9 protein-coding genes and 1 pseudogene are annotated in these 15,639 nt (G+C 66.7%); 7 read left to right on the top strand and 3 right to left on the bottom strand.

From position 1 onward, the window contains the following. The first annotated feature begins 4,694 nt into the window (after window positions 1-4,694). The 7 genes from P3T39_RS35775 to P3T39_RS35745 all read left to right on the top strand — a co-directional run bounded on the left by P3T39_RS35775 (window position 4,695) and on the right by P3T39_RS35745 (window position 12,048). Window positions 4,695-5,630, top strand: a complete 936-nt coding sequence (locus P3T39_RS35775) for a serine hydrolase (RefSeq protein ID WP_280703491.1) — start codon at window positions 4,695-4,697, stop codon at window positions 5,628-5,630. A 377-nt stretch (window positions 5,631-6,007) separates the two neighbouring features. Then, entirely contained in the window at window positions 6,008-6,304 is a 297-nt protein-coding gene (locus P3T39_RS35770) for a transposase (protein ID WP_280703490.1), read from the top strand. A gap of 2 nt (window positions 6,305-6,306) precedes the next feature. Then, window positions 6,307-6,456 (top strand): hypothetical protein, encoded by a 150-nt coding sequence (locus P3T39_RS35765; protein ID WP_280703489.1) that lies wholly within the window; start codon window positions 6,307-6,309, stop codon window positions 6,454-6,456. A gap of 548 nt (window positions 6,457-7,004) precedes the next feature. Beyond that, entirely contained in the window at window positions 7,005-8,267 is a 1,263-nt protein-coding gene (ltrA, locus tag P3T39_RS35760) for a group II intron reverse transcriptase/maturase (protein WP_280703488.1), read from the top strand. A gap of 119 nt (window positions 8,268-8,386) precedes the next feature. After that, window positions 8,387-9,163 (top strand): IS3 family transposase, encoded by a 777-nt coding sequence (locus tag P3T39_RS35755; RefSeq protein ID WP_280703487.1) that lies wholly within the window; start codon window positions 8,387-8,389, stop codon window positions 9,161-9,163. An 814-nt stretch (window positions 9,164-9,977) separates the two neighbouring features. Beyond that, window positions 9,978-11,399: an IS21 family transposase gene (locus P3T39_RS35750; RefSeq protein WP_280703485.1), complete on the top strand. Its 1,422-nt coding sequence runs from the start codon at window positions 9,978-9,980 to the stop codon at window positions 11,397-11,399. 307 nt (window positions 11,400-11,706) lie between these two features. Continuing rightward, the gene (locus tag P3T39_RS35745) at window positions 11,707-12,048 is read left to right on the top strand and encodes a transposase family protein (protein WP_280703492.1); all 342 of its coding nucleotides are present in this window, start codon (window positions 11,707-11,709) and stop codon (window positions 12,046-12,048) included. Between the two features lie 147 nt (window positions 12,049-12,195). On the opposite strand, the gene P3T39_RS35740 is transcribed toward P3T39_RS35745, so the two are convergent. From P3T39_RS35740 to P3T39_RS35730, 3 genes and pseudogenes are all read right to left on the bottom strand, one after another. Continuing rightward, window positions 12,196-13,470: a glycosyltransferase gene (locus P3T39_RS35740; RefSeq protein ID WP_280703484.1), complete on the bottom strand. Its 1,275-nt coding sequence runs from the start codon at window positions 13,468-13,470 to the stop codon at window positions 12,196-12,198. Continuing rightward, a complete protein-coding gene (locus P3T39_RS35735; protein WP_280703483.1) occupies window positions 13,467-13,973 on the bottom strand; it encodes a tetratricopeptide repeat protein in 507 nt (168 codons plus the stop codon). The genes P3T39_RS35740 and P3T39_RS35735 overlap by 4 nt, the downstream gene beginning before the upstream one ends. 298 nt (window positions 13,974-14,271) lie before the next feature. Next, window positions 14,272-15,639, bottom strand: a pseudogene (locus tag P3T39_RS35730) (collagen-like protein); the annotation flags it as partial.

Raw genomic sequence — 15,639 nt, 5'->3', positions numbered from 1 at the left:
GATCCGCCGGGAGTTCGGCAGGGGGCGGCCAGGGCGCGGCACGCTCTCGTGGTCAATGGTCATCAGCGCACGAACTCCCCTGCTGTGTACCCGCCGAGCAGGACGCTCCAGCCGGTTCGAATCAGTACAGTCCTGGCCCGGCGGATGCCGTCCAGGTAGCACCTGCTGCTCTGGAGGGCAGTTCGCCTTTATCGGTCGGCCCGCCGGGGTCGGCAGCCGGAAAGCAGAGAAGCAGGCAAAATCTGACATTACCGAACGTGGGCTTGATTCCAGGAAGTTGACTTGCCGTTTCATTCCAGCCGCCCATTAGTCAGACTTTCCTGGCCGAGTGGGAAAGTCGTCCAGCAGGGTGAATCGATTGACCACCTCAGTAGTAAGCTGCTACCGGTCAGGCGTAACGATGCAGAGAGTAGCAGTCAAGCCAGTCACGGTTGGTACCCGATGAAATCTCGTGGTTAACGCTTGTGGCGGTGCCAGGTATCGGCGATCGCATGCGCGGCGCCCCGTGGTCCTGCGCCTCGCACACAAGGGCCCCCGATGCTGGAGGGGCGAGCGCCCCAGCTCTTCGCCGTGCCCGCTCTGCTCTTCTTCGTGCCTTCCGCGAGGCGGGATGACTGGCCCCTCCGGCGTACGCGCCGATGGCTCGTGCCGGGAATGGCTATCATCTGGATGGATTTCTTGTGCTCGTTTCCGTGCCTTCCGTCCAAATGTGGAGAAATAATATTTTCGGGCGTGGAGACGGCTGTGCCCGGGCGGAAGGAAATATGTATTCAGGCAGGAATCAGGATCGCCATACTCGTGGTCGCGGCTCTCTTCACGCTAAGTGCTCCTTGCCACGCCGCGCAGTGTCGGCGATCACTGTCGCCCACGGCGGCCTTATGCCCACGGTGGCCGTCCCGGGGGAGCTGACGGCCACCGTGAAGGTGCACTCGTCCACGTGTATTACGGTCCTGCGGCCCGGCGTGGCTGTGCGTGATTCGGCGGGGAACAATTACGGCTTCCCGGGCCCGGTCACTTCACCGCTGATCTGCCCGAATGGTTACACGCTCACCACCGGATCGCGAGATTTTCCTGCCGGAACCTACACCGACTTCGGCTTCTATCGGGACGCAGCCAGCTGCCGCAATCTCAGCAACGCCGCCTTGGCCGTTGCCTCGTCTCGGATCTGGGGAAACCCCGCCCAAGGGAAACTCTCACCTTCGCTGAGGAGTTCAACACCCGATTGCCTTCGGTGCCCGCTCGGTGGCCAGTACGACCAGCTCCTGCCGTTACGGCAGTCACAACCCGACCGACTGAATCGCCCGGCCCTCTACCTGACCGACCGGCGACGCTCAGCAACCGCGACGACCCGGACATCAAGGTCCACGCCCGTGGACTTCCGCAGCAGGACTGCCTGGCCTCTGGGCCGGCGAGGAGACACTGCGCCGGTCCGGCCCCTGGCACGCCAGGGGCCGGACCGACTTCTGCGGGGCAGTCGGCACCGAGTCCGGCATGCGCCGTCCAGGCCCTGGGCTGCCTCTCACGCCGGAACGGTCACATCGCCACGGTTTCGTCCGGCCGTAATTCATCCGGATTAGCGTGGGCCATGCTCAACTACAGGGTTTCCCGTTAATCGTGCAGCTTGGCCACTCTCTGGCCTTTTACGGCTTCGTGGCCAATCCGGACGGCACACCAAGGCTCGTCACGTGGGCCATGCGGTCAGCCGCGGCATCTGCACTGCGAACGAAAAACTCACTCCGACAGCTGCTCGGGCAGGAAGATGACTGGTGATCCAGAGTCATTCCCGATCCCCACCGTGTGGCCGTCCGGGGAAGAATAAGACTCGGATCCCTGGCGAGAAGAGTTATTGTCGTTCTCGGCGAGTTCGGAGAAGAGCTCGGTCAGCCCTTCGCGAAACTCGGAGATTTTGATCCTGTCCGTGCGCCTCATGAGGTGACAGGCCCGCGCGTACCGGTTGCGCTGGTGAGGAAATAAGATTTAAGGCAGGCGGTGGAGTCGGAGTCGTATCCGCGCTGGTTCACTCGGTTGGTGCTCCGCATGCTGTCGAGCCTTTCACAGAGATGGCAGCTAACTGCAAGTGGCTAGCTGAAAAACGTCGGCGGGTTTCCGGTGAAAGCTCGGAAACCTCTCCACTGCAGATTAGGTCCGACTCGGATGCCATGAAGCCTTCTCATGATTACCTGACTAGCAGCCCGTACCGAAGAGGAACCAGGCAAGGTGGTCGCCAGCCCTGGTTGCATGCAGGCCGCTAGAAGTATATCGGTGCACTTCCCGACGACGGGCTCAACGGTGCCGACCGCTGGCAGTGCCTCTGCAGCAGGTAGGCGGCCGGCGGGTCGCGGGATGTCCGGCGAAGAAACGGTCCGGTCAGCCCCGCAGTCGTCGAAATGGCGGGAGTGCGTCCCCTGGCTCACCTCCATTGCTCCAAATGTGCACTCGGTTGCGCACCGCACTGCTCCAGGCGGTGGCAGGCGATCGCCCTGCCACTGTGCGCTGCAAGAATCGAACCGACCCCGATAGAGTGAATAGTAGTCATCGACTTGACCAATTGGCAGGCAACTGCGTTTGTGGCAATGATCTAACCGGCCGAAAAAGAAAACTGCTGTAGAGAATTAGGCCAACGCGGTGACTCATCAGCGATGCAGGTTCGCGACAAGCACTGAGGCCGTAAGAATGTCAAGCGATTGGCTGACAATGAGATTTTTGGAGTCGCACGGGCATGATGGGCACGGCACGGGCCGACGAAGAGGCGACAGGCGATGAAGCCAATGGCCAGCATTCATGTCCCCCTAGCGTTGTCGCCACTGCTTTCGACGCCAACCTGAAGAGGCTCAATGAAAGGGCCGTTATGAAATGCCGTGCCGCAGCTCTGGCCTCGACCGGGCTGACCTCATGGGCTCTCGCATTGGGTATTGGCAGCTCGGTGTTTGCTGCGGATATGCCAAATCCGGAGTCCGCCCCCGCCTCGGTCGGCGTCGCGGTAGAGGAGATGAGGCCGGATCCCCGGATCGACTTCGTCACTCAGCAGTCGCCGGGCACCTCACAAACCGCTGACAGTGATCCCTCTTACTACAGTCTCGGCAGGGACGAGGCTGAGGCGATCAGTGATAAGGGACCAGACACGGTACAAAGCGGCAGTCAGCCGCTGAAGAGCGCGCCACCAGTCTCAGGCCAGGGTGAATCATTGGTGGCCGCCGAGACACCACCCGGAAACGATCAGACCCTGCCAGCGCCCATTGGCGGCACCCCGGAGGTCCGGCACGAGCAAGGCAAGCCCGCCGGTGCCACTCGGGAGGACGAGCAAGACCCCTGTAAGCCCGTCGGCCGATGGCACCCTGGAAGAGCACGGACACGCAGCCCCTATGCCGAGCCAGGCCCCACCACGCTCGGGGTCCGCGACAGGGCCAGGTGACTCCGGCCCGCCGCCAGCGCGGGCCGGGCACCTTGCCGGCTGCGCCGCGCGAGTACAAGAGGTTGCACGCTCGCTCCGACGGCCGACCGGGATCGGACGGGCCGCCCGTTCGATCCCGGCTGCGTCATCGACACCCGGACCACGGTCGTTGTAACGGAACAGAGTTCCGGCTTCCGAATCCCGACCATCCTGCTGAGGATTCGAGACGGGCTCCAGATATCGCCCGTGTCGTAAGTAAGTGGTGCGAGAGACCAGATGGCTTGGCCACAGACGCCTCCCAATGCCCCCAAGCGTGACCGGGCGTCGCCACGACGAGACCTCCCGCACGTTCTGTCCGGGAGGTCTCGTGCACGCAGACGCCCTCAACAGCACGGGCGCAGCGGTCAGACCGCGCGTGCGGTGGCATCACGGGTGCGGAGGCCGGTGTCGGGCCAGGCCGAGGGGCTGCCCGCCGGTGGGATGATCAAGGGGTTGTCGGCTGTCGGGGAGGGGCCGCCCCTGGGTGCGGCGCCGGTGTCGTACAGGGGCCACCACTACCCGAGGGAGGGCATCGCCCATGGCGTGTGGCTGTACTACCCCGACACGCCCCAACACAACTGAACTGCTGACAAGTTGACAACGCCTGTCCAGGACCTCAATCACTTTGGTGATGGCGAGCGGGAGGTCGGCGAGGTCGCCTCTGGCCAGCACGACGGTGCGCCCGTCCGGGACCTCGTCCCGGTGCCCGTGAAGGCGGGGCGGGTCAGTCTGGATCTCTGTGAGGGCCGTACCCGCCGCTGGACGGTGACCTGGCGGGCAGCCGGGGGCGACGTCACCTCCACGGTGCGGGGCCTGGCACAGGAGTCCGCGGGATGGCCTCCCGGCACGCGGATTCTCGTGGCGAAGGAGCCAGCGTCACCGTCCGGGCTCCAGTTCCTGGTCAGCACCGGCTGCCTCCACGGTGCCGAGAGCTTGGACAAAGCCCGGTTGCTTGTTGCGCCCGACTTCGCAGCCGCACTGGTCGACGTGCGTCGCGCATCCGGATCCGCTCGGCCCGCGACCGGCCTGCTCACGTCGGCCCGCCGGGATCGCCCTCAAGGGAGCCCGCAGCATCGAGTGCCTACGAGCCGGTGGCGCGGACCCGCCTCCTGCACCCTGCGTCCGGGGGTGATTTCGTAGGCCGATCCGGCGAAACACGGATTCGGAATACGGCCTTTGACGGGTTGTGATGTCTCCTGAGCCTGGATCACTCGATTCCGTTTCCAGGGCATGGCCGCCTTGCTCGTCGGAAGGATCCCCTCCCGTGGCATCTTCTTCCCTTACCGCCGGTGGGCGCGCCGTGGCCGGGCTGGTCGCTGCCGCAACGGCGATCCTGCCGGTGTTCTCGACCCCCGGGAGCGCGCTGGCGGCCACCCACCGCCGCGCGAGCACCCCGGACTACTGCTCGTCCTCGCGCAACCCCGAGCTCGCCGCCCGTCTCTCCCGGGACCTCGCGGCCGCCCTGTCGGACCGCCAGGACACCGTGGCCTTCGGGGTCTGGGACGTCGAAACCGGCGTGTCCTGCGCCTACCACTCCTCCTGGCACTTCGACTCGGCGAGCGTGGTCAAGGCGACCATCATGGGCGCCGTGCTGCGCCGCGCCGAGGAGGAGCACCGGCAGCTGACCGACTGGGAGGCACGCAACCTCCAGCCGATGATCACCGCATCCGACAACACGGCGGCCCTGAATCTGTGGCGGGACCTGGGCCACTTTCGCCTCGACGCCTTCCTGCGGCTGGCGGGGATGGACGACACGCGTCTGGGTTCCGGCGACTACTGGGGGCTCACACAGATCACGGCGGCCGACGAGCTGAAGCTGCTGGACGTCCTCACCGGCAACCCGGAAGTGCTCACGCCGGCAAGCAGGGAGTACGGGCTCGACCTGATGAACCGGGTGGAGGCCGACCAACGCTGGGGCACGCCTTTCGGCGCACCGGAGGGGATCTCTGTGCACGTGAAGAACGGCTGGCTGCCTCGGGCGACCCACGGCTGGCGGGTCCACAGCATCGGTGTCTTCACCAACGAGAGCAAGGACTACCGGATGGCCGTCCTCACCGAGGACAACCCCACCGAGTCGTACGGGATCAGCACGATCCAGCGAATCGCGTGGGCGGTGCACCACGATCTCAACAGCGACACTGCCACGTCCGGCGACTTGGACCCCCAGGCTCCCGAACTCCCCGACGACTCGGCCCCCTAGCGAAGGCCGGCAGGCCGAACGGCCAGAGGAACCCAGGACCAGCTCGAACCTTCGTCCAGCCCCGCATAACCCGCCGGATACTGGCCCTGGCGGCGGCCCGAAAGCGGGCCCACATGGGTCGGGCGAGCCTTTGAAGACTCCCCTGCAAGGACGCCAGGACCGAAGGACGAGTTAGGTACTGGGGGCGCGGGCGGGGACACGGTCTTGACTGAGCCCTTGGTGGCTGCGGTGGACGGACCGGAGGATGAAAGCCTCGGCCGGCACCGCATCGGCTGGGCCAGGTGCGAGGACCATGTACGGCGACTGAGGCAGGGGATCTTCAAGGTGGCATTCCCCTCGTAGCGTAGAGGCCGTGACTGAAGGGGAAGCTGGGAGTCATGGCAGACAAGAGGCGGAAGTTCGACGCGGAGTTCCGTGAGGGGGCTGTGGGGATCGTCGCCGAGACCGGCAAGACGCTGGCCGAGGTAGCGCGGGCGCCGGGGATCAATGAGACCACCCTGGCCACGTGGGTCTCCCGGGCGCGGAAGGCCGGCGGTGACGGGACGCTGGGCGAGTCCGAGCGCGAGGAGCCGGCCCGGCTGCGGCGGCAGGCCGCCGAACAGGTTGAACGCGTCCGGGAGTTGGAGATGGAGCGTGATGTCCTCAAACGCTGCATGGTCCTTTGGGTGAAGTAGCTGTGGCGGACCCGGTAGCGCTCGCCGGGATGATCAGCGACCAGAGGACCGGGCACGGCATCCCGCACACCGTCTCCTGCCGCGCACTCGGCGTGTCCGAGCCGTGGTTCTACAAGTGGGTGTGTCACGAACGCCGAGGGGGCTCGATGTAGGTAGAGCTTCGTGAGGCGGTGCTGCGTGGAAGATGAAGGTTCTGGCCCTTCGGAGTCGCCCTGCGGGGGGAGGCTCCAAACCGCCACATGCTGCGGCGGCTGAATGCCGACCGTGGTGAGCGATGTGGAAAAGGCGCTCGATGAGGCGTCAGGTGGGGATCGGGAAGGCGAGCGCAAGCGAATCGCTGCTGACGTGTCGAAATAGAAACAGACGACATCGAAACCGGGGTGTCCACTTGATCCCGGGATGAGCCTGGCGGAAGCCCGCTGACTGGCCAGGCGGTGTCCGGCATGGAGGCGACGCGAGCCCGATCTGCGGCTTTCACGCGGAACGTGAGAAGGCACGGCTCGACACTGTCCGCCCTGTGGGCGGCGAGAGGGAGCGTCCCTTGCGGCTGCGGTTGCAGGGGGCCTGAGTACCGTCGCGGGTCGTGCTGGCGGACCGGTTCGTAGTAGCTGCGAAGCCCCTGTAATGGGGGTGGAGCCAAGGGACCGGGTCGTTCGTGGCCGTTTGTTCGATCAACCGGAAGTGCTCCGGGAGGAGTCGCGTGGACGAGCTGAAATCGTCAGGCAAGCCGTTCGAGATCTCGAAGTGGGCTGTCTGGGAGGCGTGGGAGAAAGTCAGGGCGAACAAGGGTGCGGCCGGGGTGGACGGTGTGTCGATCGAGGAGTTTGAGGAGGATCTGCGGGGCAACCTGTACAAGATCTGGAACCGGATGTCCTCGGGGACGTACTTCCCTCCTGCGGTCCGCGCGGTGGAGATCGCGAAGGCGCACGGCGGGGGCACGAGAATTTTAGGCGTGCCTACCGTCGCCGACCGGGTCGCGCAGACGGTGGTGGCCGGGGTGCTGGAGGCGAAGGTCGAGCCGATCTTCCATCCGGACTCGTACGGCTACCGGCCGAAGCGGTCCGCGCTGGATGCGGTCGGGGTCTGCCGGACACGGTGCTGGAACAACGACTGGGTGATCGATCTGGACATCCGGAAGTTCTTCGACTCCGTGCCGTGGGACCTGATCGTCAAAGCGGTCGAGGCGAACACCGACCTGCCGTGGGTGGTGCTGTATATCAAGCGGTGGCTGGTCGCACCGCTGGCTCTGCCCGACGGGACCTTGCGAGAGCGCGATCGCGGGACCCCACAGGGTTCAGCGGTTTCGCCCGTGCTCGCCAATCTGTTCCTCAACTACGCGTTCGACGCCTGGATGGCCCGGGAGTTCCCCAGCATTAGGTTCGAGCGTTACGTGGACGACGCGGTGGTGCACTGCGTCAGTGAGTCGCAAGCGCGCACGGTGCTGGCGGCGATCAAGGAGCGGATGCGCGAGGTGGGGTTGGAACTGCACCCCGAGAAGACCCGGATCGTCTACTGCAAGGACGGGAAGCGGCGCGGCTCGTATGAGCACACGTCGTTCACGTTCCTGGGGTTCACGTTCCGGGCGCGTGGGGTGCGGAAGAAGAACGGGGAGATGTTCCTCGGCTTCAACCCGGCGGTCAGCAAGGAAGCCTTGAAGATGATGAGCGCACAGGTGCGGTCCTGGCGACTGCACCAGCGCACCGACCTTTCCGAAGCGGACCTCGCACGGCGGATCAACCCGGTCGTGCGTGGTTGGTTGAACTACTACGGCGCCTTCTACCGATCGGCGCTGTATCCCCTCCTGACCCGCATCAACGCCTACGTGATGCGGTGGTCGCGCAACAAGTACAAACGGCTGCGGAACAGGAAGAGGGCCCAAGCCGCGTGGGATCGGGCCGTGAAGCTACGGCCTCGGTTCTTCGCGCACTGGGTCTGGGTCAACACCGTCCCGGCTGTCTGGTGATCAGGACGACAAGAGCCCGGTGAACCGAGAGGTTCACGCCGGGATCTGTGGGAGCCCCGGGGTGAGATTCCCCGGGGCTACCCGACCGTCGCAGACCGGCCGAGCCGACGATGCGCGAGGTGCGGCGCGCGCGACTTGAGGAGAGGATCACGTACTTCTCCCGCCGGTCGGGCGACACCTACGGCTCGCCGAGGATCACGCTCGACCTGTGGGCCGAGGGATGGAAGGTCTCGGTGAACACCGTCGCCGAGATCATGGCCGACCTCGGACTCCAGGGCCGCAGACCGCCGCGCCGGCGCCACTCGCTGACCCGGCAGGGCAAGCGCGAAGCGGCCTCCGACCTCGTGCACCGTCACTTCGACGCCGTCTCGCCGAACATGCTCTGGGCCGGAGATATGACCGAAATCGACACCGGGGAAGGCAAGTTGTACTTGGCCTCGGTCATTGATCTGTTCTCACGCCGCCTGCTCGGCTATGCGATGGGTGCCCACCACGACGCGGCCCCGGTCGCCGCGCCGCTGAAGACCGCGGCCGCCGCGCGCGGCGGCGCCGTGGACGGAGTGATCTTCCGCTCGGACCGCGGCAGCGAATACACGTTCGCGGCGTACAACGAGCCGTGTGACCGGTTGGGCGTGGTGCAGTCCATGGGGCGCGTGGGGTCGGCGCTGGACAACGCCGCCGCGGAGAGCTTCAACTCGCCGATCAAGGTCCAGTACATCCACCGGCACCGCTTCGCCACCCGCACCGAAGCCCGGCCGAAGATCGCGACCTGGATCACCGAGTTCTACAACCCGCGCCGCAGGCACAGCTCGGCCGGCGGCCTACCGCCGGTGGAGTTCGAACGGATCATCAGCGAAGCACGCGCCAGGCACCATCAGGAGAACCTGGCCGCATAAGGGAGGCCTCTGCGCTCCCAGGGGATTGACAGACCCGAGCTGACGGATCGTCCGCACGAAGTCGGCCAAGAGGTGCGAGCAGTGCCGCAGGATGCCCCGCTCGCCCTTGCAGTAGAGATAGCCGACATGCGCGTCGCCCAACGCGTTCGTGCTGTCAGGGACGAAGAACCACCTCCCGAGGCTCAGACCAGGCCCCTGTTCGGTGGGAGCGGTGATTCCTTTGCCAGTCGGGCTGGATTCCTGTCCCCGCCAACGCGCGCGTACCGCGCGGCAGGTGTGCCATGCGAGTGACATTCCATATTCACCGCCGGTGGCGCTCCGTGTAATTCCCAGGGGAGCGACGGCTCGTCATTCTCCGAGTCGAGAACTTGCCGGGCCTTGGAGCCACCGGCGCGGGATGCCTCGTCACACTGTCCCACCGCCGATGATGCTCTGTGAAGTTCCCAGGGTGGCGCGCGCCACGGTACCTGTTGATGACCTGTCGGACGCGGTGAACCCGGCAGGGAGGCGCTCGGCCGGCTATCACCACCTGAGGCGCTTCATAAAATTCCCCAGGGGCGCACGGTTGCAGAGAAGCTCCTCCGCTCTGTGATCTATAGGGTCCCTGTGCTACGTTTCCGGCTTCGCCCGGATGCCATCAATTAGGCATCCGCATAGGTAGAATGACGGACCGTTAGGAGACTCGATGCTCACCAGGGGGGAATACGCGGACGCATGCGTGCTGCGCAGTCAGGGGTGGTCCATTTCGGCGATCGCCCGGCACCTGGGCCGTGACCGCAAGACAGTGAGGTCCTACCTTGCGGGGGAGCGGACCGTGGGCGTCCGAAGCCCCGTACAGGACGAGTTTCTGCGGTTCTCGCGTTACTGCCGCGAACGCCTGCGCGATGATCCGCATCTGCGGGCGACCGTACTGTTCGATGAGATCGTCGAGCTGGGCTACCCGAGCGGCTACTCGACCTTCACTCGTGCTCTACGCAAGCACGAGGTGCGCCCGGCGTGCGAACACTGCCAGCACACCCACCGCCAGGACGACATGTCCCCCCCTGGGCCGACGGACGAGGAGGTGCGGTTCGACTGGCTGAGTTTTCCCGACCCGCCCGCGCAATGGGGCTGCGGTCGCCACGCCCACGTGCTGATGGCCTCGCTCACACGTACGGGCCGCTGGCGCGCCGTGCTGGCGGAGAACGACGAGTTCCCGCAGCTGGTCGAAGCCACAGACCAGGTGCTGAGACGTCTGGGTGGCACCGGTGGGCGCTGGTTGTTCGACCAGGCACCGGCCGTGTGTCGCCCCGCCACCGGGAAGGCGGCACCGGCCTTCGCCCACGTGGCCAAGTACTACGGTGCGGTGATCGACTGCCGCGTCTGCCAAGACGACGGAACCGGCATGACGGACCAGGGCCCATGCCCCATCGACCGCTTCTGGTGGCGCACGGTGCGTGACGACACCCGCATCCAAGCCGCGCAGGACAGCCTCGACCAGCTCGCGGAGCGGACGGACGGCCCCCTCCCGCCGACCCACAACACCCTCACAGGCGCCACGACCACCGCCACGACCGGCCTGCTGGACCTGCCGGCCACACCCTTCCCTGCCCGGGTCTGCGTCATCCGCACAGTCACCCACCAGAACCTGGTCACCTTCCGCGGCAACCTCTATGCCGTCCCGCCCGACCTGTCCGGCGCTCTCGTGGAAGTCCGCTGGCGTCTCGACGAGGCGTACCTGTCGATTGCCGCAGTGCGGGGAGCGGTCATCGCCCGTCACGCCCTCGCACCGCGAGGAGCCGGGCTCGTCGTGACCGGTCCCGGCCTCGACATCCCCCTGGAGCGTCCTGGCCGCTCGGCACGTACCAGCCCCACGCCCTGCAAGGAGAACACCATGCCCCGTCCACTGTCCCTGGCGGCCCAGGCCGAAGCCGACGCCCTGCGCGCACGCGTCCCCGCGCAAAACCGGGGAAAACCCGAGCCAGCGGCCGCCGCTGCGCACGTACACGGCACTCGCCCTCCCATCGAGTCGGCCGTTCTCACCCCTATGACAGGCAGGCCCACCGGTATGACACGCAGGCCCACCGGCGTGGTCGATGCCGACCCCACGATCACCGCGATCGTGGGGACCGTGCCGGCCCGGGACGACGGCCATACCCGAGCGCTGCTGGCCTCCCTCGCACGATCCGCGGATACGGCGGCACTGCACGCCCTGAGCGGCACCCTGATCGACCTGTACCACGGGCGCACGCGGTGACCGGGCTGCGCGCACTGCTCTCCAGGCGTCGGCAAAGCCCAGCCCTTGCCGCAACCGACAGTGCCTTGGAGGCGCTGGTTCGTCAGGCGTGGGAGTGGAGCCGGACTGATCGACCCTGCGGGACTCTGCCGCCCGATTTGTGGCGAACGGCTGACGTGCGCGTTCGCTAGGTGGGATCGCGGCAGGGAGGTCAGGAGGATCGATGTGGTGTCGCTGCATCCTGCCCCCGCCCCGGTGAGTATGGCCGGGACACCAGCGGCGGCTGTCAACTTGACTGAGGGCCTGCTCGTGGATGATCACCGGGTTGGTGGTCTTGAGTCTGGGGAGGGGCTGTCGCGGGAGCCGGAGTGCCGTCGTACGGCGGGTAGCGGCGGCCGAGGGCCTGCCGACCCTGGCGGACAAGGGCTACATCGGCGCGGGCATCAGCATCCGCATCCCCGTCCGCCGCCCAAAGGGCAAGTCCGAACAGGCACTTCACGTCGACACCCGCATGTCCAACACGCTGCTGCGGCACGTACGAGCCCTCGGAGAGCGCACCGCCGCCGAACTCAAGCAGCGATGGCGCACCCTGCAGCACGTCGCGCTCAGCCCCAGCCGGATCGGCGACATCGCCCGAGCAGCCCTCGTCCTCAACGGAATCCGGAAGTGATCACCGCTGAGAAGACCTCACTGTCTGTCATGTTGGTACTGCCGCGACACCCCCGCCGATTCGTATAAAAGTTGGGGACTGATAGCGGAGAATCAGCCGCCGCTCCAGTCCCCAACTCCCTTTAGATCGCGAGTCCTGCCCAGGGCATCACACCAGCAGCAGACCGCCGCACCGTTGGGCACCGTCCTTCATCGCGATCAGATTGGCCAGCACGTAAGAGATGTTGTTTCTGGAGTGCCAGTCAGTCGGGTAGTACGTGACCAAGCGCGAGCTTTGGAACCGGGCCTGAATCTCTGGCACGAAGACGCGGTACTGATTGTCCGTGTAGTACCAGAACGAGTTCTCGTTGTAGAAGGCGACATGCGTCGGATCCTGGTACGCGCCCCGGCCGTCGGAGCTGGGTGTCAGGGTGAGGAGCATGCCGCCCGGTGCCAGCAGGCGGTACAGCTCGTTGATCAGCGGAATCTTCGCAGGTACATGCTCCAGGAAGTCCACCGCGCGGAGCAGACCGACCGAGTCGTCGGGGAGATCCAGTCGTCCGGGCAGCGTCGCGACGATGTCGACACCGTCCCCCGGATGCTGGTCCACTCCCAGGTAACCGGGCGGCTTGCGGTGCGCCGCACCGAGGTCCAGTGCGAGCAGCCCGCGTCGCTTGGTCCAGGCAAGCGCGTTGGCCTCGACGTACCTGTCGTACAGGGCGATGGTCTCACGCTGGATGTGCGCGTTCACCTCGGGATCGCGCTGGGTGTTGCCGACGTGGATCCGCTGCAGGTACAGGCAGCGGGGGATCAAGTGGAAGTCGCCGACCTGGAAGAGACGACACATCAGGTCCTGGTCGTCCAGCACCGTCCGCGTGGCGTCGTACCCGCCGACCTGCTCGTAGGTGTCCTTCCGGAACGCCCGCACGTGGTTGGGGGCGTACCAGATGTACGAGACGTTGTGCGGCGTCGGCGCCATGGAGATGGCCTGCAACAAGCGGCGACCGTCGACCTCCACCTCCTCGTAGTGCCAGCCGTGCGCCTCGTTGAAGCGCGAGTCGTCCCGCTTCCCCTCCTCGGTGATCTGGGCGGTGTGGCTGTAGACGAAGACGGCCTCGGGATTCTCGTCGAACGCCTTCCCCACCTCGGCCAGACAGTCCTTCGCCAGCAGGTCGTCGTGGTCGAGCTCGACGAGGATCTCGCCGCGCGCCAGTTCGCAGGCTCGGCGTTTGGCCGCTCCGACGCCCGTGATGCTGTCCGTGATCTCCACCCGTACACGGTCGTCGGGGTGCTCCGGTCGCCATCGCGCGCCATTGTTGAGCAGCACGATCCACTCCCAGTCGGAGCAGGTCTGCGCTTGCAAGGTCGCGAGGCACTCGTCCAGGAAGCGCGGTCGGTGGCTGGGGGTGAAGACGGAGAACTTCGGTGTCGCGGACGACGTCATCTGTTGGTACCTGCCTGAGTGGCTGTCGGTGACGGTGCTGATGGTGCTGCGCTCGCGGAATCCTGGAACTGTTCCGGGACGAGCGGTTGGAGCGACGGGCTGGTCTGGACGGCGTGGCTGAAGGCGTTTCCGGCCTCGTCATCGCGGCCCTTCTTCGCCAAGGCATGCCCGAGGTTCAGATAGGCCGTGGCGGCCTTCGGGTCGGCGGCGACGATGCGCTGCAGCATCGCGATCGCCTGATCGGTGTCGCTCGACTCGACCAGGATCGCCTTGTTGTAGAGGGCCGACTCGAAGCCTGGATCGATCTTCAGAGCGCTGTCGTAAGCCGCCTGGGCGTCGGCCGTTCGGTTGTCGTGCTGGGCGATGACGCCGAGGTTGTACCAGGCGAGTTTGCTGCCGGAGTCCAGGCCCAGGACGCGTTTGAAGGTTTGCGCCGCGCCGACGTAGTCATTGATCTGCCCCTGCTTGATGCCTGCCAGGAGCAATGCCTCGGCCTCGGACACCTTCTGGGCCGCCGCGGGGGACGCGTGAGCGGACTTCGCTGTCGGTGTGGCCGCGGAATCCCCTTTGGACAGTTGAAGCCAACCGGTCGCCACACTGGCGACAACGGCTGTCGCGGCGAGCCCTGTCCACAGTCGCCTTCGTCTCACGGGTTCACCTCATCGATCTGGTCCTGCGACTCAGCTTGGGGGATGGTCAGCTGTACGGGTGGTGCCCCCGAGACCGGAGTTCGGGGGCACCACCGCTCAGTACCGCCATGAACACCGGGTAGCCGGGCCTGGGGTCACGAGCCGTTGCGGCCTACGGCGTGCACACCGCGAACGCGCTGACGGGACTTGCTGGGAGTGCGGTGTTGGTCTGCCAACCCGTAGCCGGCGATCCCCCGACGGGACCGTTGAAGGTGACGACATCCGCGACCGTGTTCACGAATCCGCCGCTGATGGCGAAGGTACCGGCGGGGCACGACGCGATGGCGCTGCCGGTACCGGCAGCCGTGACGACGGTGCTCTGCGCCCCGGCGCTTGTGCCCTGGACGCCCTGCGGACCGGCGAGGCCCTGGAAGCCTTGGGCGCCCTGGGTGCCCGGGATGCCGACGTCGCCCTGGAACCCCTGGAAGCCCTGGAAGCCCTGGAAGCCCTGCGTGCCCTGGGTGCCCTGGGTGCCCGGGGTGCCCTGGAAGCCCTGGAAGCCCTGGGTGCCCGGGATGCCCGGGATGCCGACGTCGCCCTGAAAGCCCTGGACGCCCTGCGGACCGGCGAGGCCCTGGAAGCCTTGGGCGCCCTGGGTGCCCGGGATGCCGACGTCGCCCTGGAACCCCTGGAACCCCTGGAAGCCTTGGGCGCCCTGGGTGCCCGGGATGCCGACGTCGCCCTGGAACCCCTGGAAGCCCTGCGGACCGGTAGCACCTGCGGGGCCTGCGACACCTGCGGGTCCCGCGGGGCCTGAAAAGCCTTGCGGTCCTGCGGGACCCGAGACACCTGCGGGGCCTGCGACACCTGCAGGGCCTGCGACACCTGCGGGTCCCGCGGGGCCTGAAAAGCCTTGCGGTCCTGCGGGACCCGAGACACCTGCGGTGCCGGTGTCGCCCTGGAAGCCCTGGAGGCCCTGGAAGCCCTGGAGGCCCTGGGTGCCGGTGTCGCCCTGGAAGCCCTGGAAGCCCTGGAGGCCCTGGGTGCCGGTGTCGCCCTGGAACCCTTGGAAGCCCTGGAGGCCCTGGGTGCCGGTGTCGCCCTGGAACCCTTGGAAGCCCTGGAGGCCCTGGAGGCCCTGGGTGCCGGTGTCGCCCTGGAAGCCCTGGAAGCCCTGGAGGCCCTGGGTGCCGGTGTCGCCCTGGAACCCTTGGAAGCCCTGGAGGCCCTGGGTGCCGGTGTCGCCCTGGAAGCCCTGGAAGCCCTGGAGGCCCTGGAGGCCCTGGGTGCCGGTGTCGCCCTGGAAGCCCTGGAGGCCCTGGAGGCCCTGGGTGCCGGTGTCGCCCTGGAACCCCTGGAAGCCCTGGAGGCCCTGGGTGCCGGTGTCGCCCTGGAACCCCTGGAAGCCCTGGAGGCCCTGGAGGCCCTGGGTGCCGGTGTCGCCCTGGAAGCCCTGGAAGCCCTGGAGGCCCTGGGGGCCCGTGTAGCCCTGGATCCCGTGGAAGCCCTGGAGGCCCTGGGTGCCGGTGTCGCCCTGGAA

The organism is Kitasatospora sp. GP82 (genome assembly GCF_029892105.1).
Classification (GTDB): Bacteria; Actinomycetota; Actinomycetes; order Streptomycetales; family Streptomycetaceae; genus Kitasatospora.
Note: the sequence above shows the minus strand (reverse complement) of the source record. Positions and strands in the feature narration are given on the sequence as shown.